This window comes from Selenomonas sp. oral taxon 149 str. 67H29BP (genome assembly GCF_000146365.1).
Classification (GTDB): domain Bacteria; phylum Bacillota; class Negativicutes; order Selenomonadales; family Selenomonadaceae; genus Centipeda; species Centipeda felix.
Window position 1 is genome coordinate 1613232 of the sequence record NZ_GL397087.1, and the last position, 20365, is coordinate 1633596.

At 58.3% G+C, this 20365-nt stretch carries 20 protein-coding genes and 1 tRNA gene; 15 read left to right on the forward strand and 6 right to left on the reverse strand.

Features of this window, described 5'->3' with window-relative positions:
- Nucleotides 1–248 precede the first annotated feature (248 nt).
- From HMPREF9166_RS07655 to HMPREF9166_RS07700, 10 genes are all read left to right on the forward strand, one after another.
- Nucleotides 249–479 carry a V-type ATP synthase subunit D gene (locus HMPREF9166_RS07655; RefSeq protein WP_009753411.1) on the forward strand — a complete coding sequence of 77 codons (231 nt, stop codon included), beginning with the start codon at nucleotides 249–251 and terminating at the stop codon, nucleotides 477–479.
- Between the two features lie 24 nt (nucleotides 480–503).
- Complete coding sequence (locus HMPREF9166_RS07660) at nucleotides 504–779, forward strand: hypothetical protein (protein WP_039981208.1); 276 nt, start codon at nucleotides 504–506, stop codon at nucleotides 777–779.
- A 133-nt stretch (nucleotides 780–912) separates the two neighbouring features.
- Nucleotides 913–1617, forward strand: coding sequence for a hypothetical protein (locus HMPREF9166_RS07665; RefSeq protein WP_039981210.1), 705 nt, complete (start codon nucleotides 913–915; stop codon nucleotides 1615–1617).
- Nucleotides 1618–2323: 706 nt separating this feature from the next.
- Nucleotides 2324–2989, forward strand: a complete 666-nt coding sequence (locus HMPREF9166_RS07670) for an SIS domain-containing protein (protein WP_009753415.1) — start codon at nucleotides 2324–2326, stop codon at nucleotides 2987–2989.
- Between the two features lie 541 nt (nucleotides 2990–3530).
- Entirely contained in the window at nucleotides 3531–5039 is a 1509-nt protein-coding gene (locus HMPREF9166_RS07675) for a phosphoglucomutase (protein ID WP_009753416.1), read from the forward strand.
- Nucleotides 5040–5263: 224 nt separating this feature from the next.
- Nucleotides 5264–7018: a GGDEF domain-containing protein gene (locus HMPREF9166_RS07680; protein WP_009753417.1), complete on the forward strand. Its 1755-nt coding sequence runs from the start codon at nucleotides 5264–5266 to the stop codon at nucleotides 7016–7018.
- Nucleotides 7019–7305: 287 nt separating this feature from the next.
- Entirely contained in the window at nucleotides 7306–9024 is a 1719-nt protein-coding gene (locus HMPREF9166_RS07685) for a diguanylate cyclase (RefSeq protein WP_009753418.1), read from the forward strand.
- Between the two features lie 432 nt (nucleotides 9025–9456).
- The gene (locus HMPREF9166_RS07690) at nucleotides 9457–9963 is read left to right on the forward strand and encodes a DUF805 domain-containing protein (RefSeq protein ID WP_009753419.1); all 507 of its coding nucleotides are present in this window, start codon (nucleotides 9457–9459) and stop codon (nucleotides 9961–9963) included.
- 9 nt (nucleotides 9964–9972) lie between these two features.
- The gene (locus HMPREF9166_RS07695) at nucleotides 9973–11127 is read left to right on the forward strand and encodes a DUF805 domain-containing protein (protein WP_009753420.1); all 1155 of its coding nucleotides are present in this window, start codon (nucleotides 9973–9975) and stop codon (nucleotides 11125–11127) included.
- Nucleotides 11108–11371: a zinc ribbon domain-containing protein gene (locus HMPREF9166_RS07700; protein WP_175279233.1), complete on the forward strand. Its 264-nt coding sequence runs from the start codon at nucleotides 11108–11110 to the stop codon at nucleotides 11369–11371. The genes HMPREF9166_RS07695 and HMPREF9166_RS07700 overlap by 20 nt, the downstream gene beginning before the upstream one ends.
- A 105-nt stretch (nucleotides 11372–11476) precedes the next feature.
- Here the strand turns inward: HMPREF9166_RS07700 and HMPREF9166_RS07705 are convergent.
- The 3 genes from HMPREF9166_RS07705 to HMPREF9166_RS07715 all read right to left on the reverse strand — a co-directional run bounded on the left by HMPREF9166_RS07705 (nucleotide 11477) and on the right by HMPREF9166_RS07715 (nucleotide 12187).
- Nucleotides 11477–11553, reverse strand: a tRNA-Arg gene (locus HMPREF9166_RS07705).
- A gap of 152 nt (nucleotides 11554–11705) precedes the next feature.
- Entirely contained in the window at nucleotides 11706–11924 is a 219-nt protein-coding gene (locus HMPREF9166_RS07710; protein ID WP_009753422.1) for a DUF2922 domain-containing protein, read from the reverse strand.
- A gap of 47 nt (nucleotides 11925–11971) precedes the next feature.
- Entirely contained in the window at nucleotides 11972–12187 is a 216-nt protein-coding gene (locus tag HMPREF9166_RS07715) for a DUF1659 domain-containing protein (RefSeq protein ID WP_009753423.1), read from the reverse strand.
- A gap of 252 nt (nucleotides 12188–12439) precedes the next feature.
- On the opposite strand from HMPREF9166_RS07715, the gene HMPREF9166_RS12535 reads away from it, so the two are divergent.
- The 3 genes from HMPREF9166_RS12535 (at nucleotide 12440) to HMPREF9166_RS07730 (ending at nucleotide 13984) form a co-directional block, all read left to right on the forward strand.
- Nucleotides 12440–12952 carry a hypothetical protein gene (locus HMPREF9166_RS12535; protein WP_039981211.1) on the forward strand — a complete coding sequence of 171 codons (513 nt, stop codon included), beginning with the start codon at nucleotides 12440–12442 and terminating at the stop codon, nucleotides 12950–12952.
- A gap of 66 nt (nucleotides 12953–13018) precedes the next feature.
- The gene (locus HMPREF9166_RS07725; RefSeq protein ID WP_170950743.1) at nucleotides 13019–13456 is read left to right on the forward strand and encodes an Rrf2 family transcriptional regulator; all 438 of its coding nucleotides are present in this window, start codon (nucleotides 13019–13021) and stop codon (nucleotides 13454–13456) included.
- 84 nt (nucleotides 13457–13540) lie between these two features.
- Nucleotides 13541–13984: a metal-dependent hydrolase gene (locus HMPREF9166_RS07730; RefSeq protein ID WP_009753427.1), complete on the forward strand. Its 444-nt coding sequence runs from the start codon at nucleotides 13541–13543 to the stop codon at nucleotides 13982–13984.
- Nucleotides 13985–14047: 63 nt separating this feature from the next.
- Here HMPREF9166_RS07730 and HMPREF9166_RS07735 read toward each other — a convergent pair whose 3' ends face one another.
- Nucleotides 14048–15232 (reverse strand): iron-containing alcohol dehydrogenase, encoded by a 1185-nt coding sequence (locus HMPREF9166_RS07735; protein WP_009753428.1) that lies wholly within the window; start codon nucleotides 15230–15232, stop codon nucleotides 14048–14050.
- A 173-nt stretch (nucleotides 15233–15405) separates the two neighbouring features.
- Here HMPREF9166_RS07735 and HMPREF9166_RS07740 point away from each other — a divergent pair, with 173 nt between their 5' ends.
- Nucleotides 15406–16953 (forward strand): DASS family sodium-coupled anion symporter, encoded by a 1548-nt coding sequence (locus HMPREF9166_RS07740; protein ID WP_039981213.1) that lies wholly within the window; start codon nucleotides 15406–15408, stop codon nucleotides 16951–16953.
- Between the two features lie 64 nt (nucleotides 16954–17017).
- A complete protein-coding gene (locus HMPREF9166_RS07745) occupies nucleotides 17018–17527 on the forward strand; it encodes a DUF3601 domain-containing protein (protein ID WP_009753430.1) in 510 nt (169 codons plus the stop codon).
- A gap of 61 nt (nucleotides 17528–17588) precedes the next feature.
- Here HMPREF9166_RS07745 and HMPREF9166_RS07750 read toward each other — a convergent pair whose 3' ends face one another.
- Both HMPREF9166_RS07750 and HMPREF9166_RS07755 read right to left on the reverse strand, forming a co-directional pair.
- Nucleotides 17589–18065 (reverse strand): dCMP deaminase family protein, encoded by a 477-nt coding sequence (locus tag HMPREF9166_RS07750; RefSeq protein WP_009753431.1) that lies wholly within the window; start codon nucleotides 18063–18065, stop codon nucleotides 17589–17591.
- A 606-nt stretch (nucleotides 18066–18671) separates the two neighbouring features.
- Complete coding sequence (locus HMPREF9166_RS07755) at nucleotides 18672–20309, reverse strand: FAD-binding protein (RefSeq protein WP_009753434.1); 1638 nt, start codon at nucleotides 20307–20309, stop codon at nucleotides 18672–18674.
- Nucleotides 20310–20365 lie beyond the last annotated feature (56 nt).

Here is a 20365-nt window from a genome sequence, read left to right on the forward strand (position 1 = left end):
CATAAGGAAACACTGATAAAATGAGGTCTGCCAGATTGGCGTAGATTTTTTCGTCCGAACGAGGTGGAAAACCGGACGCAGAGTGGTGCTCTGTGGAGGATTTTCCGCCGAAGTGCGGGCAAAAAAGATGCGTCAAGATGGTTGTACCGAATTTATCAGTGCTTCCTTAACAGTCATATTATATCATAACGATAATAGGAATGTAGACAGTTTCTGCCAAAACTGTTAGAATACTTATCAAAGGAGGGATGTGCATGGCACAGGATCCATCGGACGCCATACGGCGCATCGAGGCGGAGATCCGCACCCTCGACGCACGGATGCTCCGCGCATCGGGCGACCTCGACTACGAAACCTGCCGCTACGAAAAGCGCGCCCTCGAAACTGCCCTCCATGCCCTGCGCAAACAGAGGGAAAGCGGTGCAGATGCAGCATTCAGCCAAAATTCAGCATCATCGGATAGGATAAAAGGCAAATAGTCAAAGCAAAGAAAGGAAAATACTATGTCACAGCGTATGACCACGGACGAAGTCCTCAAAGAATACGGCGTCCCCCAGCTGCGTCTCGACGTGCACGCGACGCGCAGCGACCTCCTGAAGCTCCGCGAAAAGCTCATGGCGATCCGCGACCTCTCCGACGGGCGCGAGCAGGGCTACCTCGACATCAATTGCAAGCTCTACATCGACGTGGACGACATCGACCGCTACCTCTCAGGCGAGCTCGACACCGTCGGCGAGATCTACGCCTTCCCCGAGGACATCAAGTCCTATCAGGAGTAAGGCATCTTCGTGTGCTCCTCGCAGAACACCTCGTTACGCAAGCGGTCGTCAAGGTATAAATCTGCGTTCTTCAATCCGGTTACGAATACCGGGGCTATCCCCGTATCGAATGATATATGAAGGAGAATATGGAATGAAACTAAAGAAACTCATCGCTGCGGCAATGGTCGGCTCGCTGGCCTTTACCGCACCCATCATCGTCCCGAACGCCGTGCAGAGTACGCTCGGTGCACAGGCAGAGGCCGCCAAGGGCGGCGCGCGCATCTCACCGAAGGCGACGCCCAAGGCCGCACCGAAGGCATCCGAGGGACAGAGCAGCAGCGGCAAATCCGTCTCGGGGAACGGCAACAGCTACGCCCCCTCGAAGAACGCGAACCAGCTGGAAAAGAATGCCCCCGCGGCAAACAGCAAGGCGAATGCAGCAAACGCCGCGACCCCCGCTAAGAGCAGCACAGGCTGGGGGAATACCCTGCGCAACATCGGCCTCCTCGCGGGCGGCATGATGCTCGGCGGGCTCCTCGCGAGCCTCCTCGGCGGCATGGGCAGCGGCCTCCTCGCCGACATCCTCGGCGTCCTTGTGAACGTCGCCATCGCCGTCGTCGCCTTCATGGTGCTGCGCTGGCTCTGGAACCGCTTCCGCTCCCGCAAAGAGGAGGAGAACGTCTACCAGCGTGCAGAGCAGCCGCGCGCTGCCGCACCGCAGCCGCCCATCACGGACATCCGTCCGCAGGGCAGCGCACCGCAAAGCGCCGCGCCGATGGACATCACACCGCCGACCTCGGCACTCGATGCAGGCGACAGCCCGCGTGCCATCGCCGACCGCTATCGCAGCCGCTGAGATACACAGAGAAACGAGGGACACTGCACGAAGCTCCGACTTCGTACAGCATCCCTTTTCTTATGCCCATACACTTACGCAAGAATCCCATCAGAGAGATTTCCCACCCTGTAAAAACACAAAAGCAAATCAGTAAAACAATACAGATAAATTCCATAAAATAACGATAAATAACTATAAATTAAGATCAATAGTATCAAAATAGAGCATTTCGCACATCAAAAAGCAGGATTGTGCACAGAAAAATCCATCTAACCCCGCGTCATTCCTTCCTCACAGCGATTTTTTATACGCTGAACGCCCCAGCACGACGACAAAGCCTCCCGCATCGGACAACCTGCCGCATTTCCCTCCCCTTTCCCTTGAAAAAGGCAGCATTTTCGTCCATAATAGAAGGGAACGGAGCCTAAAGGAAGCAGCGTTTTCTTTATCCGCCCTGCGAATACAATGTACACGGTACATTTCTTCACCCCTCGCGCGCAGCTAGGGAATCACTGATAAAATGAGGTCTGCCAGATTGGCGTAGATTTTTTCGTCCGAACGAGGTGGAAAACCGGACGCAGAGTGGTGCTCTGTGGAGGATTTTCCGCCGAAGTGCGGGCAAAAAAGATGCGTTAAGATGGTCGTGGCGAATTTATCAGTGCTTCCCTAACTGTCCGCGTGAGGCTCGCATCAATCGTAAAAGAATCACAAAGGAGCAACAACTATGAAATCATCCACCCTTGCCGCCGTTGACACGCTCATCGCACGCTATCCCGCACTCGAGGCCTGCGGTACAGACATCCGCGCCGCCATCAAGGCACTCTGCACATCCTACCACGCAGGCGGCAAGCTCATTGTCTGCGGCAACGGCGGCTCTGCGGCAGATGCCGAGCACATCGTCGGTGAGCTGATGAAGGGCTTTCTCCTGCCGCGTCACCTCGACGAGGACATCCTCGCAAAACTCCACGAAGCGTGCGACGCCGCTGACCCCTTGACCATCGACTATTTCATGCGGCACCTGCAGGGTGCACTCCCCGCCATCTCCCTCCCGTCCCAGCTCGCGATCAGCACAGCGTTCGCGAACGATCAGGCACCCGATCTCACCTTTGCCCAGCAGGTACTCGGACTCGGGCGCGCGGGCGACGTCCTCCTCGGCATCACCACCTCGGGCAACTCGAAAAACGTCCTCTACGGCTTCCGCATGGCAAAGGCACTCGGCATGACCTCCATCGCCCTCACGGGCGCATCGGGCGGCAAATGCGCGTCGGGCTTCGCCGACATCGTCATCAAAGCCCCCGAGGAGGAAACGCACAAGATCCAAGAGTACCACCTCCCCATCTACCACACCCTCTGCATCGCCGTCGAGGAGGAATTCTTTGGCGCGGAGTGAGGATGTGTCACTCGCGGTGCAGGCTGATGTCTATGGATAAAAAGCTGTAGCCGCTCATGGCGCCCCTTCCACCGCAAGCGGTCCCCCTCCCCCGCACCGGCGGGGGAGGCTTTTAGGGCGTTCGTGGCGTAGTAGTATCCCCAAAGCAAACCCTAGTGGAACAAGTGAAGATAAGCGCACGTTCTGCCCCCTGCGAATTGCGTCGTTCAAGCGCAGCGCGTTTCGGAATTCGTCGGTATTTAAGGAAGCACTGATAAATTCAGCACTACCATCTTGACGCATCTTTTTCGCCCGCACTTCGGCGGAAAATCCTCCACATAGCCTTTGCTATGCGTCCGGTTTTCCACCTCGTTCGGACGAAAAAATCTACGCCAATCTGGCAGACTTCATTTTATCAGCGATTCCTTAAGCGTACAAACACACGAACGCTTGCAAGCGAGGTGTTTGGGAGGCGGCGTACAAGAATCCTACATTTAAATCATTACACGCATAACACATAAACACACCATCACACACAATCATACGCAAAGGAGGAATCCCCATGCCACTGACCTACGAGGACTTCAAGAAGCTCGCGAACGGCAGCGACATCCGCGGCGTCGCCGTCCCCGGCGTGCCCGGTGAACCTGTCACCCTCACCCCCGAGGCAGCAAACCGCATCGCTGCCGGCTTCGTCCGTTTCCTCAGCGAAAAGACGGGCAAGAGCCCCGCAGAGCTGCAGATCGCCGTCGGCCATGACTCGCGCATCTCCGCGCTCGCCATCAAGGACAGCGTCCTCACGGGACTCACCTACACGGGCGCGCACGGCATCGACTGCGTCCTCGCCTCCACCCCCGCCATGTTCATGGCGACCATCTTCGAGGACACGGCGGCGGACGGCTCGATCATGATTACCGCGAGCCACCTCCCATACAACCGCAACGGACTGAAATTCTTCACCGCCGCGGGCGGCACAGACAAGGCGGACATAGAGAAGATCCTCACCTATGCCGCCGAGGCACCCGAGGCGCACGGTACCCTCGAGCACGTCCTGAAGTTCGACCTCATCGGGCGCTACAGCGAACACCTCGCGAAGAAAATCCGCGACGCGTTCGGCGGCGCAGAACGTCCGCTCGAGGGGATGCACATCGTCGTCGATGCGGGCAACGGCGCGGGCGGCTTCTTCGCGGGGCGCATCCTCACCCCGCTCGGCGCGGACACGACAGGCAGCCAGTTTCTCGACCCGGACGGGCACTTCCCGAACCACATTCCGAACCCCGAGAACGCCGATGCCATGCGCGCCATCAAGGACGCCGTGGTGAAGAACCATGCCGACCTTGGACTCATCTTCGACACCGACGTGGACCGCATGAGCGCCGTCCTCGCCGACGGCACGGACGTGAGCCGCAACGCCCTCATTGCCATGATGGCCGCCATCCTCGCGCCCGACTACCCCGGCTCCACCATCATCACCGACTCCGTCACCTCCGACGGGCTGCACGACTTCCTCGAGGATCACCTCCATCTGAAGCACCTGCGCTACATGCGCGGCTACAAGAACGTCATCAACGAGTGCATCCGCCGCAACGAGGCGGGCGAAATCTCCCCGCTCGCCATCGAGACCTCAGGGCATGGCGCGCTCAGCGAGAACTACTACCTCGACGACGGTGCCTACCTCGCGGTAAAGCTTCTCATCGCAGCGGCAAAGGCACACGCCGAGGGCAAAACCCTCAGCGACCTCATCAAGGATCTGCGCCATCCCGCCGAGGCACGCGAGATCCGCATCAAGATCACGGGCACCGACGACGTCAAGGCATACGGAAAGGACGTCCTCGCCGCATTCGAGCAGCGCGCCAAAGACAAGGGGCTCAGGATCGCCGCTCCCTCCTATGAGGGCGTGCGCCTCATCTTCCCGAGCGGCTGGGCGCTGCTGCGCATGTCGCTGCACGATCCGAACATGCCGCTCAACATCGAGGCGGACGCAGCGGGCGGCGCGGACAGGATCGAGCACGAGGTCAGGGAGCTCCTCGCGGGATTCGACGCGCTCGACCTCTCCGGCTTTCACGCATAGAACACATCCATGTCAGCCGCCCACGTGAGGGAAAGGCACAAGAGACTGTCGTACGAGGTGGACACCTTCATATCGCAGTCTCTTTTCTCTTGGTAAACGTACGACCTGCTCTTTTCTCATTTTTTTCCCACACGCACCCGTATTTTATGATATAATGCAGTGGTATATTGACATTTATTTCATTTATCCCTTATTGGAGAACAACGCAGGAGAAATGAACCCCTATGAAGGAAGCCGCACAGCACGCGCTGAAAAATGCCCTTGGACTGGCTGCGTTCGCCGCAATCATCGGGTCCATGGCCTTTGCCTGGCAGCTGCTCAATACCATGCCGTATACTGATCTGGCTCGCTCGTACGCCCTCGTCGGCAAGGATCTCACACATAACGACATCCTTGGTTTCCACGCGGCGGACCATGACTGGCAGTCCTATACGTCCCCCGTGCCGCCCCTTGCCGACGATGTGAAGGCGGTCTATCTCTCGTGGGAGATCCCGCAGGATATACCTCTGTCCATCGATCACATCCTCGCGGCGACGACGAATCAGAACCTCTGCGTCTACCTCGATGACCGTCTGATCTACACCACCGGTCAATGGGACGGTTTCCACAACCCCTATGGGCGCACACTGCACTTCATCGACGCGAAGGAGTCCCTCGCGGGGAAACGCATCACTTTCCTCCTGCATACAAACTATGCCCGGTGGCTTGGCAGCGTAGACTATTTCTTCATTGGCAGCGAGCTGACCCTCTTCCAGAAAATCAGCATCAGCGATGCCATCTACACGGCGAGCCTTGCCATCGCCGCTGCACTCATCGCCTTCCTCGTCATGGATATCATCTGGCGCGGTTATATCCGACGACGGCATCTGCAGCTTTACCTCATTGCCTTCCTCCTGAGCATCATCTTTTGGGCGACGGGCACCTCCTCACTCTTCCCCCGACTCTTCGGCACGACGCAGGTCTGGGCGGAGCTCCACTTCATCATGCTCTACCTCATGCCGATGCTTTTCATCAAAATCATCAAACACATCAGTCCGCCGAACTACAAGCATTCTCTGACCGGCATCTTTGGTCTCTACGGCGCACTCTTCGCCGTCGCAACGGCGGCGGAGGCACTCGGGCTGAACGGCTATATGAATATGCTCTTTGCCTTCTACCCCATCCTCGCCGTCACCTTCCTCTACCCCATCTTCGTTCTCCTGGGCACCTCATGGGCAAAGCATCCCGCCTGCCGCTACGGAGTGATCGCAGCGGTCTCGCTGATGATCTTTGTCGCGATCGATGCCCTCCATTTCGAGTATCATCTCTTCACCTCGACACTCTCAGCAACAGTTTTCTCGATCTACGCCATCATCCCATTCGTCTTCTACCTCATCCGCGAGCAGATGATGCAGGAAGCGGAGCTCGTCCGGGAGAACAGCATCCTCTCACGCGAACTGCAGGAGACGCAGGACGAGGCAAAGCACGACTTCCTCACGGGATGCTACAACCGTTTCCAGCTTGAGCCGAGCTTTGAGCAGTTCGCAAAACTTGCAGAGGAAAATAGCTTCCCCTTCTCCTACGCCATCTTCGACATCGACCACTTCAAGGAGGTCAACGACACGCGCGGCCACCTCGGCGGCGACCATGCGCTGCGCGGCGTCGCCGAGATCGTACAGGAGAAGATCGACCGCCGCCACATTTTCATCCGCTACGGCGGCGACGAGTTCATCCTCCTCGCCCTCCATCACGACCTCACACAGATGGCAGAGTTCTGCGAATCCCTGCGCTGTGCCATCGCAGAGACCATGGACGGCATCACGATGAGCTTCGGCGTCTCCACATGGCACGGTGCAGATGACTCGATGCACAGCCTCATGGAGCGTGCCGACCGTGCGCTCTACTGCTCCAAGGAAAAGGGACGCAACAGCGTCTCCACCGAGAGCGAGGCAGCGTGCTGCGATATCTGTGCAAACGCGAATGCGGAGCACCATCGCTGACGAGTAATATAAAGGCAGCGCTGTTAAAATAAGGTCTGCCGGATTGACGCAGATTTGTCCGAACGCGGCGAACGCCGATGATACCAGCGCATCAGAGGACTGCTGTGCGAAGCGCAAAACTTCGCGCAGCGCCTTTTTTGTATCCCTTCCACTGTATACTTAGATCACTGATCCTGCGGGAATCGTCTTTTCTATTGTTTTATCGCACCTAAATATGCTATAATGTTAGAAAATCCACACAAATTCCTACGAAAGTCCTTCTCTTCCCCAGAAGGAAGGTGCTCCCCATGATGAAACTCCGCACATTCCTGCAGGACAATGCCGCTGCTCTCCTCTGCACGGTAGCGCTCGCCGCCATTTGCATCATTTCATGGCGTCTCCTCGCAGCGCCCCCCGACCGTCAGCTCCCCCCCACGTATGCCCTCGCGGACACGACCTCCCCGATGCTCCGCGACTTTCGCGCTGACGCGCTCGACCGGCAGTCCTATGACTACCCCGTCCCGCCGCCGCTGCCAACGGATGCATCGGCGGTCTATCTTTCGTGGGAGATCCCGTATTCCTCGCGATTCATGAACTGCAACCTGCTCTTTACCACGACGAATCAGGATATCGCCGTCTACCTCGACGACGACTTCCTCTACCGCTACGGTGACTGGTCGGGGCGCACGGAGACGCGCGGCCGCACGATCCACTATATACCGCTCGACAACAAGGCGGCAGGACGGCGGCTCACGATCCTCCTGCACACGACGGATATGGGGCGGCGTGGGAGCATCGACGACTTTGAGATCGACACAACAACGCAGTTCATGAAGAACATCTCCTTTGCCGACGCGATCTACATCTCGGCGCTCTCCATCGCCCTCGCGATGATCGCGTTCCTCAGCCTCAACCTCTCGTGGCGCGCCCTGCAGGACATCCATCGCCGCGCACTCATCTACCTCATCGCCTTCCTCGCTGCATTCGCCCTGTGGACGACGGGCAACACCTCTCTCTTCCCGCGTCTCTTCGGGATGCCCGCACTCTGGTGGGAGCTCCATCTCGCGATGATCTATGCGCTGCCGGTCTGCTGGGCACTCGTCGTGCGCGAGATCGTCGCTCCGCAGTACCACGCGCGCGTAAAGAACATCCTGCACATCTTCGTCGGCATCTTCGCAGCGGCCACCCTCGCCGAACTCATCGGACGACACGCATACAGCAGCATGCTCCCGTTCTACAATGTCCTGATCTTTTCGTCAGACCTCATCCTCATCCATGCACTCGTCCGCTCCCACTGGGCATACCACCCCGCGTGCCGCTATGCCGCCTTTGGACTGATCGCCTTCGTCGCGCTCTCCCTCTTTGACGTACTGCACTGGGAGCACCATCTCTTCACGGGGATTCTCTCCATGGCCGTGTTCTCTGTCTACGCCATGGTTCCACTCATCCTCCACCTCATCCGCATCCAGATGATGGAGGAGGCGACACTCGAGCGCCGGAACGAGCGCCTCTCACAGGAGCTCGCCGCCTCGCAGGACGCCGCCAAGCGCGACTTCCTTACGGGCTGCTACAACCGCCATCAGCTTGACGTGGGCTTTGCGCGATTCTCTACCCTCGCGCACGAGCGCGGGTTTAGGTTCTCCCTTGCCCTCTTTGACATTGACCATTTCAAACAGGTCAACGACACGCACGGGCACCTCGCAGGCGATCAGGTGCTCAGAGACATCGCCGCCATCATCCACGATGAGATCGACCGTCGCCACATCTTCATCCGCTACGGCGGCGACGAGTTCATCCTCCTCGGCCTGCACTACGACCTCGAGGCGATGACCGCGTTCTGCGAGAGACTGCGCGCCATCCTTGAGGAGCGCATGGGCGGCGTCACGCTCAGCTTTGGCATCTCCACATGGCACGGGGGATGCGACTCCCTCCCCGGGCTCATCGCGCGCGCCGACCGCGCCCTTTACCGCTCCAAGGAAAAGGGGCGCAACGCCGTCTCCGACGAGAGCGAGATCGATGCGGCTTAGGGGTATGCGTTCGCCGCCAAGTCAAATGCTGCCGACAAGGGGGCTGTTGCACGAAGCTGCAAACTTCGTGCAACAGCCCCTTCTTTGTGCCCCTTCCACCGCTTGCGCGGTCCTCCTTCCCCTCCTTTTTTACTCTCTCTTTCTCTTTTAATACTAGGTCATATATTTTTCTTGTGAATCACAGGCAACTATGCTACAATTTCCATATACTTGGGAATCGTTTTCCATTAGGGAATCACTGATAAAATGAGGTCTGCCAGATTGGCGTAGATTTTTTCGTCCGAACGAGGTGGAAAACCGGACGCAGAGTGGTGCTCTGTGGAGGATTTTCCGCCGAAGTGCGGGCAAAAAAGATGCGTCAAGATGGTTGTACCGAATTTATCAGTGCTTCCTTAGACAGTGATTCCCTCATCAACGAAAAGGAGAATCATCATGTTCCAAATCGACAACATTCGGGAAATGTTCTTCTCGTGGGAGGGGCGTCTCAACCGCAAGCCCTACATCCTGCGCTGCCTCGCCCTCGGTCTTATCATGACGGCGATCTACATCCTGCTGATGGTGATCGCCTTTACCACGGCGGCGGCACAGGTCGGGAATGACCTCCCTATGATGGGCGCATTCAGTGCGACCTATATCCTCTACCTGCCCTTCATCATCTCGGGCTACCTCCTCGCGATCCGCCGTCTGCACGACCTCGACCTCTCGGCATTCTTTATCCTGCTGAGCTTTGTCCCCGTCGTCAGCTTCTTCTTCGCGCTCTACCTCATCTTCAAGAAGGGCACAGAGGGACCGAACGCCTACGGCCCGGATCCGCTCGGCACGGGGGATGAGATTCCCGTATTCACGGCGCCTGTCGCCCATACGACGAACAGCACAAAAATAGATACTGCACAGACAGACAGTGATACATCGCATGACAGCGGCGTATCGCGCAGCTGAGGACTGCGTATGAATCACGCACTCTTTTCTCGCACGGGCAGGCTCACGCGGCGCGACTTCGCTCTGACGCTCGGCGTCATCAGCGGCGGCGTCTTCTTTGCCATGCTCGCGCTCTGCTATCTCCTCTTCCCGCTCACCGCATCCGCTGCGGTGGGCTTTTTCCGTGATTCGACAGAGGTCTTCTTCGCCGTCTACGTCGCGACGTTTCTCGGGCTCAACCTCCTCCTCTACGCACTCATCCCGCCGCTCGCCATCCCCGCCGTCGTACGGCGTCTGCACGATCTGGGACACGGCGGCGGCTGGGCGGCGCCCATGCTCCTCCTCTGCGTCCCCGTCCTCCTCCTCATGCTCCTGCCCGTATGCATCTTCATCGGCATCCTCAACGAGATGATAGGGCCGTCTTTTCCCCTCTGGAACGGAACAACGGAGGCATTCGCCTCCGCCGTCGCCGCGAGCATGGGCATCGCGCTGCTCCTCTTCTTCCTCCTCTTTCTCCCGCTCGCCTGCTGGCTCGGCTGGCTCTTCCTCAAAAAGGGAAAACCCGAGGCGAACCGCTGGGGCGATCCACCTGTCGAGGAGGTACTGCCGCCCACGCGCGCAGCGTATTTCTCCTGTGCGGGGACGGTGACGCGCACGGCGTTCATCCGCCGCAGCCTCCTCCTCCTCCTCGTGCTGGGGCTTGTCCTCCCGCCGGCGGCACAGCTCATCCTGCAGTCCATGGCCGGCGTGTTCATGATCCTTGTCGCGGCGATTCCGGAGGCAGCGCGGATCCTTGCCACGGTCATCATCATTCTCTTTGTCCTCCCCTTCGTACTCTTTCCGCTCCCCCTCCTGCCGCTCGTACGGCAGCGCCTGCGCACGCTGGGACATTCCCCCTATGAGGCGTTCCTCCCCTTCGCCGTACTGCTCCCACCCCTCATCACACCGCTGCCGTTTGCCCGACTTTTCTCCTACGAGGTTCTGATGGAGGGCAGCACTGTCACGGACGGCGTGCTCCAGTCGGCAGTGGACAGCATGATCGGCGTGCCGAGCATCCTCCTCTGGACACTCTGCGGCATCCTCTCGTTCATCGGTATTATCCGACTGCTCGCAAATGACGATATATCCTATAGAAGGGAATCATCCGACGAAAGCGAGGTCCATGATGTACTGCCCAAAATGTGAAAAATTCGTCCCCTCCACCGCCACTGCCTGCCCGCACTGCGGCATCCCCATCATCTCGGGATTCTCGCCGAACTACGGCGCGGGCTTCTCCCTCGGCGACGATGAGACAGAGAGCCGCAACGACGCGCCCCCGGCGAAGGTCGTGAACGCCGACCTCTACGACGACGTGCCCGACACGGATGCACCGCCCACAGAGGGCATCGGCAGCAAGCTAAAGTCGCTCTTCGGATTCGGGAAGAAGTAACAAGGCCACATACAGAAAGCCCCTCGGCTGCATGCCGAGGGGCTTTTACACGCAGGGAAGCGAATAAAAAAGACTCCTCACGATGAGAAGTCTTGTCTGCTTTCATGGTGCGATTGGCGCGAGTCGAACGCGCGACCCTCTGCTTAGGAGGCAGATGCTCTATCCATCTGAGCTACAACCGCAGGAAACGTATTGATTCTACCAAAAACACACGAAAAGTGCAAGCCGTTCCCCGCCTCCATTCACAGAAGCGGCGACAGAGCACAAAAAGGGACTTCGCACGAAATTTTTCACTTCGTACAACGTCCCTCGTCATGTCCTGCCGATTCAGTACTCAGGCAAGCTGAGCACTGTCTACCGTCTGGACACTGATGTCCTTGATGGAGACAGGGTATGCCTCACCGAGCATGATCGCCTTCTTTGCGATGACATCCTGCAGGCAGGTCTCCACCGCCGCCTTCGTCAGATCATCCTTCGGATCCATCAGACTGACCGTGTGGTTCTTGCCCGTCGAGAGTGCCAGCGTCATGCGGAGCTGTTTCTTCGTCGACATAGTCGTACCTCCTTTCTATGTCCTCACATCATCTGCCGCGCGGGGGCTCAGTCCGTCAGGACAGCCGTATCCGTGCGCATCACCTGATCGAGCCCGTGCTTCTGCAGATTCGCGAACCCGCGTCCGACCGCGAGCGCATCCGCATCCGTGAGCACAGGCGCAAGCCCTGCGATCGTGCGGTTCTTATAGAGGTTCTTGCCGTCTGCGCCGACCCCCGTAATCACCTTCAGCGTGAGCTTGCTCGCTGCTTCTTTGCGTGCCATAGATGTCACTCCTTTCCGTTTTGTTCGTCCGCTGTAAGCTGCTTACACCCAAATACCTGCTGCGGCGAAAAAAAAGAAGAGCCTCCATGCAAAATTTTCTTTACATACGAACATATTTTCTCTATAATAGCATTCAGAAAGGAACAGGAGATCCAGAATCGTGTCCCGTGCCTGTGCGCCCCGCCAGCGGCAGGCAGGAGTCATGGAGTCACAGCATTTTGCCGTGATTCCCCCAAACAAAGGAGATCCACTATGAATCGTACGAAAAGAGAATGCCTGATGCAGCGCCTGCCCGCTCCGGCGGACATCCTCGCCCTCATTCCGGCACAGGAGGACGCGACGCGCACTGCCGTGATCTGTGCGCACGGGAGCAGCCTGATGCTCGGCGCCACACCGGAGCACGTGCTCGCCTGTCTCGCCGAGCGCGAGGACAAGGCACTCCGCCTCATCCGACGCAACGCCGCCCGTCTCATGGCACGGCGGCGCAACATTATCCTCCCCATCCTACATGGCTGCGTCCTCACCCCGATCAAGATGTACAATGCGCGCCGCGGCGGCATCGGCTACATCAACACAGCATACGCCGCCCTCGTCCTGCAGCGGCGCGGCACGGGGAGCGACATCGCCCTGCAGAACGGTGACATCATCCACAGCCTGTGGGCGTTCGGCACACTGGAGCGCCACGTGCGCGAGGGGCGCGCCCTCCACTACAAACTTCTCAACGACGTGCGCCGCCAGCTTCGCTTTGCCGAGAACTTGGCGTAGAGAAGTCCCTTGCATTTCTCCTCCATCCATTGTATGATACGAATATCGAACAACGGAGGGTACAATATGCAGATTTCGAGCCGCTTTACCATCGCCGTCCACATCCTCATCTGCGTCGATCTTTTCGGCAAACGTGAGCCCGCGACAAGCGAGTCGCTCTCGGGAAGCATCGGCGCACATCCCGTCGTCATCCGCCGCATCCTCGGTCAGCTCCGCCGCGCGGGGCTCATCACCGTCGCGCGCGGGCGCGAGGGCGGCGCACATATCGCCAAGGAACTCACGGACATCACGCTCGCCGACATCTTCTGTGCCGTGGAGAGCATCAGCGGTCAGTCCCTCTTCAGCTTCCATGAGAATCCGAACCCTGCCTGCCCCGTCGGCAGCCACATCCACGATGTACTCGACCATCGCCTCGCAGACATCCAGCACGCCATGGAAAAGAAAATGGAGGAGACCACTCTCGCCGACATCATCAAAGAGGCACGAGAAAGAGCAAACACATAGTTACTTAACAGCTGTTGTCTGCACAATATCTATCCGTATAGATTCGATGCCCGTCCCCATTTTCAGAGGAGGAAATACGCCATCATGACATGGGTATCGCACGCTGCACTCACGGGTACGATTGCCTATGCGGTGAGTGCCGATCCACTCGCGGCGGCGGCGGCATGCGTCGGCGCCGTCCTGCCGGACAAGGTGGAGGGCACCCCCGGCAGTGTCGGATGGCGTACATGGCGCAGCCGTCATCGCGGCTGGTCACACTGGCCAATGCTCTATCTCGCCCTCATCGGTGCGCTCCTCCACAGCGAGACGTACATTGGGAGCAGGATGTTCCTCACAGTACTCCTATGGATCTTCCTCGGTGCACTTCTCCACATTGCAGAGGACGCGGTCTGTGGCAAGGTGCCCGCCGTCCTCCCGACACAGAAAATCGGGATACGCCTCTTTACCGTCGGCTCGCTGCGGGAATATCTATTCACAGTTCTATGTATTGGCATTGTCTATGCAGGAAGTTGTTTTCTAGGGAATTAGTGATAATTAAAAGACCTGTCCAACGAAATCACAGACTTCGTCGGGCAGGTCTTTTTCGATTGCTTAGTGATTTGCCGCCGTGTAGATGGTGATGACGTCGGCGCGTGTGAGCGGGTGGAATACGCCGATGCGGATGCGGTCCTCCTGCGTCGCATCGTCTGCGAGCTGTTCGATCGTCCCCGCCGAGAGGGTGCCGATCCCCAGCCCGCCGATGCTCGTCGGCATCCCGATGGAGGTGAAGAACTCCTCCATGTGACGGATGCCCGCGCGCGCCCGCTCCTCATCCGTGCCCGCATCAATGTCGAAGAGGTCGGCAGCGAACTGGGCAAAGCGCGCCGGGTCGTAGGGATAGGCAAACCGCGCCCACGATCCCCAGAGCGCAGTGAGCGCACGCCCGTGCGTCACATCATAGTGTGCAGAGAGCGGATGGCTCAGCTTGTGTACGGAGAAATCCTTACCACGTCCAAGTCCTGTCAGGTCATTGTGTGATACACTGCCGCAGAACATGAGCTCACTCATCGCATCGTAATCCTTGCGCGAGACGAGGAGGCGGCGCACGGACTCCATCACGGTGCGCAGGAGGTCAATCGCGACGCGGTCGGTGAAGACGTTCGGCTCCTTGACGTCCGTGAAGAACCGCTCCATCGTGTGCATCATGATGTCCGATGCCCCCGCGGCGATCTGCTCACGCGGCAGGGTAAAGGCGAGCGTCGGGTTCATAAAGGCGAAGACAGGGCGGTTGAGCGGCGCGTTCAGCCCCAGTTTCTGCCCCGTATCCTCATTCGTCAATACGGCGGAGTCGCTCGTCTCGCTGCCTGCGGCAGGGATGGTGAGCACGGACGCAACGGGCATCGTGCGCGTCAGCTCTGCCTTTTTCGTCCAGATATCCCAAATGTCCACGTCAGGATTTGCGATGCCGTGAGCGACTGCCTTCGCCGAGTCGATCACGCTGCCGCCGCCGATGGCAAGGATGAAGTTCACATCCGCCGCGAGCCCCTCGCGGATCGCCTCACGAACGAATGTAACGCGCGGGTTCGGCTGTACACCGCCCATAACGAGGAACGCCAGCCCCGCCGAGGTCAGATTCATCTCGATGCGCGAGAGCAGCCCCGAGCGCTCCGCACTGCCGCCGCCGTGGAGAATGAGCACGCGGCGCGCCCCCGCCGCACGCAATTTTGCGGGAACGGCATCCTCCGCCCCCCGCCCGAAGATGATCTCCGTCGGACAATGATAGGTAAAGCTCTGCATGAAACTCCTCCTTTAATTTGGAACGAAACATACCGTATCCTTCTTTATTATAGCAGAATAATCAGGAAAAAATCATATTGGTGTGAAGAAAAGTGTTGCAAAAAGACTTCAAAATTTCGTATAATAAAATACACATAGAAATTATCATTACTTCCGGTAAGGAGGCTGAAAAAATGAGTGGAGATCAAAGCAAAGAAGCCCAACAGATACATGAGGCTGAGCAGAAATTTGATCGCACGCGTCGTCTCGTCGGCTTGTTTGGCGCGCCAATCCTCGCGATTCTGGTGCTCCTGACGCCGATTGACGGACTGACGCTTGCATCTCACAAGCTGCTCGCCATCATGGTTCTGGTGGCACTCTGGTGGATCACGGAACCCGTACCCATCCCCGTCACGTCCCTCATCGGGCCGACGCTCGCTGTCGTAACAGGCGTGGTCACGGCAAAGGATGCCTATGCGGCATTCGCCAATCCGATGATCTTCCTCTTCATGGGCGGATTCATCCTCGCCAAGGCGATGATGGATCATGGACTCGACAAGCGTTTTGCCTACTGGCTGCTCTCGCGCTCGTGGGTCGGCTCGAATCCGCGCCGCATTTTCCTCGCGATCGGTCTTGCCGCAGCACTCTGCTCCGGCTGGGTGAGCAATACGGCGACGGCCGCGATGATGTTCCCGATCGCCCTCGGCCTGCTGTCTGCCGTCAAGGAAATGATGGCCGCGAACGGCAAGGAGATCGACCTGCACGACTACAAGTACGCGACCGGGCTGATGCTCATGACGGCGTATGCCTGCTCGATCGGCGGCGTTCTGACTCCGATCGGCACTCCGCCGAACATCATCATGCTCGGCTTCCTCGATCAGATGGCAAACATCCACATCTCCTTCTTCGAATGGATGACGTGGGGCGCCATTGCAATGGTGGCGTACTTCATCATCGCCTATATTGTTCTCATCCGTATGTTCCCGCCCGATGTCGAGCGCATCGACGGCGCGGAGGAGTTCATCCGCGCGCGTGTCGCCGAGCTCGGCGGCTGGACGCGCGCCCAGAAGAACACGCTCTTCTGCTTCCTCGTCGCCGTCTTCCTCTGGGTGTTCCCGGGCATCCTCTCGATGGCGCTCGGCAGCACCTCACCGCTCCTCAAGATGTACAACCACCTCTTCCCTGAGGCGGTCGCGGCAATGGCCGGCGCGCTGCTCCTCTTCCTCCTGCCGATCAACTTCAAGGAGCGCAAGTTCACGCTCGAGTGGAAATCGGCCGTGCAGGGCATCGAGTGGGGCACGCTCATCCTCTTCGGCGGCGGCCTCGCGATGGGCGGCATGATGTATAAGACGGGGCTCTCGCAGTGGGTCGGCGACCGCATTGTCGGGATGCTCGGCGGTGAGCCGTCCGAGTTCGCCCTCGTCGCAATCTTCTGCGTGATGGCGCTGCTCCTCTCCGAGCTGACCAGTCACACGGCGGCGACGAACATGATTGGCCCGCTCGCCATTACCGCAGCGGTATCCGCAGGGTTCAGCCCGATCCACGTCGCGATCGGTATCGCCCTCTCTTCGTCGCTTGGCTTTATGCTTCCTGTGTCCACACCACCGAATGCAATTGTCTATGCATCGGGCTACATTCCCATCACAAAGATGATCAAGACCGGTGTCTACATCGACTTCATCGGCATCTTCTGCGTGACCATCCCGCTCGTGCTCTACTTCGTGGTATGGCTCGTCGGGTAACATCGATACAACGGAACAAAAAAGGAGCTGCTGTGCAGCTCCTTTTCCATGCATGTGAGGAAACATGACCCCCTTTCTCTTCTTTTCCATCATCGCCGCCATCCTCTTCGGCTCGTTCTTTCTTGCCGCCTATCTCTACAGTGTAAGACAGCGGCGCAAACAAGAGGCACATGATGCATATCTCCGGCAAAAGAAGGAAGAACTGTCCCCCTATGCGTTCTACCGTACGGTGCAGAGTGCCGACAATCAGATATTTTCCTTCGGACACATACAGGCAGGAGACCGTTTTCGTATCCGACGGGACTTCGTCGATCACGGCGGGCAGACGTTTCATGCGGGAGAGACGTATGATTTCGCATCAGCCTTCTTCCTCCCCTATGAAGGCGTCTATACCCTCTTTCTCTCAAGTGACGGCAAAGAGATCACCCGCATGTATCTCCATATCCCCTACGCGAGCATCAAAATCTCCGTCTCTGACCGCAGAGGAGAACTCACACATGAAGAGCTCCCTGCCGAAGAGGACATCTGCTGTCATACGGAGGAATATTTTGAGCTGCTTCTCCCGAGAGAATGACCGCCGCAGCGCCGCATACAAAAAGAGCCGCAGGGCGGCTCTTTTTGTACAAGGGAACGACTTACTCCTCCGGCGTAAAGCGAACCGGCACCTCCGTCAGCTCCGTCTCCATGCGGCGGCAGGTGACATTCGCCGAGGCGAGCATCCGCTTCGATGCCTTCGTACTGTCGGCGGCGGCGTACTTGTCCGAGAGATAGATGACCTCACGAATGCCGCTCTGAATGATCGCCTTGCAGCATTCGTTGCACGGGAACAGTGATGTGTAGATACGACAGCCTTTTAATGACGTGCTTGCGTTGAGGATGGCGTTCAGCTCTGCATGCACGACATAGGGGTACTTTTGCTCGGCGAACTCCCCCGTCCGTCCCCATGGATACTCATGGTCGTCGCAGCCGTTCGGCATCCCGTTGTAGCCGACGCCGACGATATGCTTGTCCTCGTTGACGATGCAGGCGCCGACCTGCGTATGCGGATCCTTGCTGCGATAGGCGGAAAAGAGCGCCACGCCCATAAAATACTCATCCCACGAGATGATCATGACGATTCCTCCCTGTATTGCATGGCATACATTTGTTTGCTATAATCACAGCAGGCACTGTACGCAACGGCAGGCGGCTAATCTTGCCCCCGAAAGGGGGTGATGGCATGGGGATCTACGATCTGTATGTTTTCCTCATTCTGCTCATCACCTTGATTCTTATAATCAAGTCATAAACAAGAAAACTCCGCCGAACGCTTCCAAACAGTAGGCGGAGATTTCTTCCTATTCTACGGGGCGGCCGCCCATCGGCAGTGCCCTTTTTCTATGCTTATTTTACTTCAATTCGCGCAGTTCGTCAAGCGTTGCGCTCACTTCACGAAGAGGCCGCGAGCGCGGCGTGACGGAATGAACGAGTCATATCATTTCCTCCTTTTGTATCGGGGCATAGGAAGCGCGGATACACGCAGTCCCCATCATCTTGGCGCATATTTCCACCTGTACTGCGCTCTCGATCCTCCCCACAGCTTTAGCTTTGGCTATGTGTTCGACCGATCTCTCTGACGGGAAAAATCTGAACCAATCCGATAGACTCCATTTTATCAGTGAGTTCTTAAAATATTTTCTATTTTCGCAAGGAAATGATAGCATATTTGGCGATAAAATTCAAATATTTTTCATATTGTTCATGCGTTCTTCGGAACTTTCGTGTCGCGCCGTGATCACGCCGTTCGTTTCGGTAACGATGATCCTCTTTTCCTCCGATTTCAGTGTGTCAGGGTGATCCGTGCGGTAGTGTGCGCCCCTGCTTTCCCGTCGGAGCAGAGCTGCTGTCAGAACTGCCGTTGCCGTCCGCAGCTGGGCGGACAGGCGGAGGGATGCGGCGGCATCCGCTGCAGCTGTCGCGGGGGCATTACGCTCCATTTCCTCCCGTGCGTCCGTGCAGAAGCGGATTGCCCGCGTCAGCCCCTCCGCGCTGCGTGCGATCATGGCGTTCTCTGTCATCACGCTGCGGAGACGGCTGCGTATGCCGTGTGCATCGGGGATGCTGCGCGCGCGCAGGAGGATCTCATCGTCTGCAGCCATCGTGCCGCCCGCCTCTGTAGCGGCGGATTTGCCCGCGATCTCTCCGAATACAAGCCCGTTTGCACTGGACAGCCCGCCGATCCGATCCGCCCCGTGCATCCCGCCGGTCACTTCACCGCAGGCGTAAAGGCCGGGGACATCCGTTGCGGCATTGCTGTCGATCACGATGCCGCCGTTCGCTGCATGGGCGTACATCCCGATTCGCACGGGATCGTTCGGGGTCAGCCCCTTTTTCTCGCGCAGCCAGTCGAAATAGGCCGCGATAAACTCGGGCGGATTTTGCTTCATCTCGTCCGAATAGCTTGCATACGCCCCGCCGCTCTGCTCCGCGCGTGCAATGGCAAAGTCGACCGCGCGATCCGCGCCCGCAGCGGTAAACGGCCCGTGCGTGGAGCGCTGCGCCAGCAGTGCGGCGCGGTTCGGCAGATGCGCCAAGATGTCGTTTCCGTCCACGTCGCGGAACGTGGCAAAACGAAAGGTCTTTTCATTGAATACGGTCTTTGGCGCAGGGGAGAGGAAGCCGGGCATCATCTGCATGAACTCCATATTGATGAGCCGCGCCCCTGCCCGCAGTGCCAAGGCGTGTCCCGTCCCCGTGACATCGGCGGTCGTGAGGCAGTTCTGAAACAGCCCGCTGTAGCCGCCCGTGGCGAGGACGACCGCCTTGCTGCGAATGGCGAGGAGGCGGTTCTTCGCCGCGAACACTGCGCCGCACACGCGCCCGCTGCGCTGAACGAGTTCCAATGCCTCATGATGGGGGCAGAGCCGCACCCCGTATTCCGACAGCTCCTTTTGGAAGACGGCACGCATACGGGCGGCTTCCAGACCGTTCCAATTTCGCCGCTTGTGGTCAAAACAGGGGATAAACTCTTTTTCATCGGATTTTTCCGCCGTCCTCAGCCGGATGCCGCGTGCTTTCAGCGCGTTGATCGCGGGATTGATCTTGTGTACGAAGGTTTTGACGAGTGCGGGTGTCGTCATCCCCGCCCCGACCCGCGCAATGCTTGCGGCAAGGTCGTCCTCGTCCGCCGCGTCCACAGGACCGATCAGCCCCAGTCCCCATGTCCCCGGGAAAAAGCTGGAGCCGGAAAAGATCTCCGTACTGCTCGTGAGCACGACGGCGCAGCCCTCTTTTGCCGCCGCAATCGCCGCACAGATCCCGGCGATGCCCGCGCCGATCACCAACACGTCACAGTGGTCTTTGGATGGAACAATCATGTGGGTTTTCTCCTCCTTAGGACAGGTGTTCAGTCAGAGGGACGACACGCCCCCGC

Coding starts and splice junctions, on each gene's coding strand:
- HMPREF9166_RS07655 (WP_009753411.1), top strand. CDS start 249: ATGTGCATGGCACAGGATCCATCGGACGCCATACGGCGCATCGAGGCG.
- HMPREF9166_RS07660 (WP_039981208.1), top strand. CDS start 504: ATGTCACAGCGTATGACCACGGACGAAGTCCTCAAAGAATACGGCGTC.
- HMPREF9166_RS07665 (WP_039981210.1), top strand. CDS start 913: ATGAAACTAAAGAAACTCATCGCTGCGGCAATGGTCGGCTCGCTGGCC.
- HMPREF9166_RS07670 (WP_009753415.1), top strand. CDS start 2,324: ATGAAATCATCCACCCTTGCCGCCGTTGACACGCTCATCGCACGCTAT.
- HMPREF9166_RS07675 (WP_009753416.1), top strand. CDS start 3,531: ATGCCACTGACCTACGAGGACTTCAAGAAGCTCGCGAACGGCAGCGAC.
- HMPREF9166_RS07680 (WP_009753417.1), top strand. CDS start 5,264: ATGAAGGAAGCCGCACAGCACGCGCTGAAAAATGCCCTTGGACTGGCT.
- HMPREF9166_RS07685 (WP_009753418.1), top strand. CDS start 7,306: ATGATGAAACTCCGCACATTCCTGCAGGACAATGCCGCTGCTCTCCTC.
- HMPREF9166_RS07690 (WP_009753419.1), top strand. CDS start 9,457: ATGTTCCAAATCGACAACATTCGGGAAATGTTCTTCTCGTGGGAGGGG.
- HMPREF9166_RS07695 (WP_009753420.1), top strand. CDS start 9,973: ATGAATCACGCACTCTTTTCTCGCACGGGCAGGCTCACGCGGCGCGAC.
- HMPREF9166_RS07700 (WP_175279233.1), top strand. CDS start 11,108: ATGTACTGCCCAAAATGTGAAAAATTCGTCCCCTCCACCGCCACTGCC.
- HMPREF9166_RS07710 (WP_009753422.1), bottom strand. CDS start 11,924: ATGTCGACGAAGAAACAGCTCCGCATGACGCTGGCACTCTCGACGGGC.
- HMPREF9166_RS07715 (WP_009753423.1), bottom strand. CDS start 12,187: ATGGCACGCAAAGAAGCAGCGAGCAAGCTCACGCTGAAGGTGATTACG.
- HMPREF9166_RS12535 (WP_039981211.1), top strand. CDS start 12,440: ATGAATCGTACGAAAAGAGAATGCCTGATGCAGCGCCTGCCCGCTCCG.
- HMPREF9166_RS07725 (WP_170950743.1), top strand. CDS start 13,019: ATGCAGATTTCGAGCCGCTTTACCATCGCCGTCCACATCCTCATCTGC.
- HMPREF9166_RS07730 (WP_009753427.1), top strand. CDS start 13,541: ATGACATGGGTATCGCACGCTGCACTCACGGGTACGATTGCCTATGCG.
- HMPREF9166_RS07735 (WP_009753428.1), bottom strand. CDS start 15,232: ATGCAGAGCTTTACCTATCATTGTCCGACGGAGATCATCTTCGGGCGG.
- HMPREF9166_RS07740 (WP_039981213.1), top strand. CDS start 15,406: ATGAGTGGAGATCAAAGCAAAGAAGCCCAACAGATACATGAGGCTGAG.
- HMPREF9166_RS07745 (WP_009753430.1), top strand. CDS start 17,018: ATGACCCCCTTTCTCTTCTTTTCCATCATCGCCGCCATCCTCTTCGGC.
- HMPREF9166_RS07750 (WP_009753431.1), bottom strand. CDS start 18,065: ATGATCATCTCGTGGGATGAGTATTTTATGGGCGTGGCGCTCTTTTCC.
- HMPREF9166_RS07755 (WP_009753434.1), bottom strand. CDS start 20,309: ATGATTGTTCCATCCAAAGACCACTGTGACGTGTTGGTGATCGGCGCG.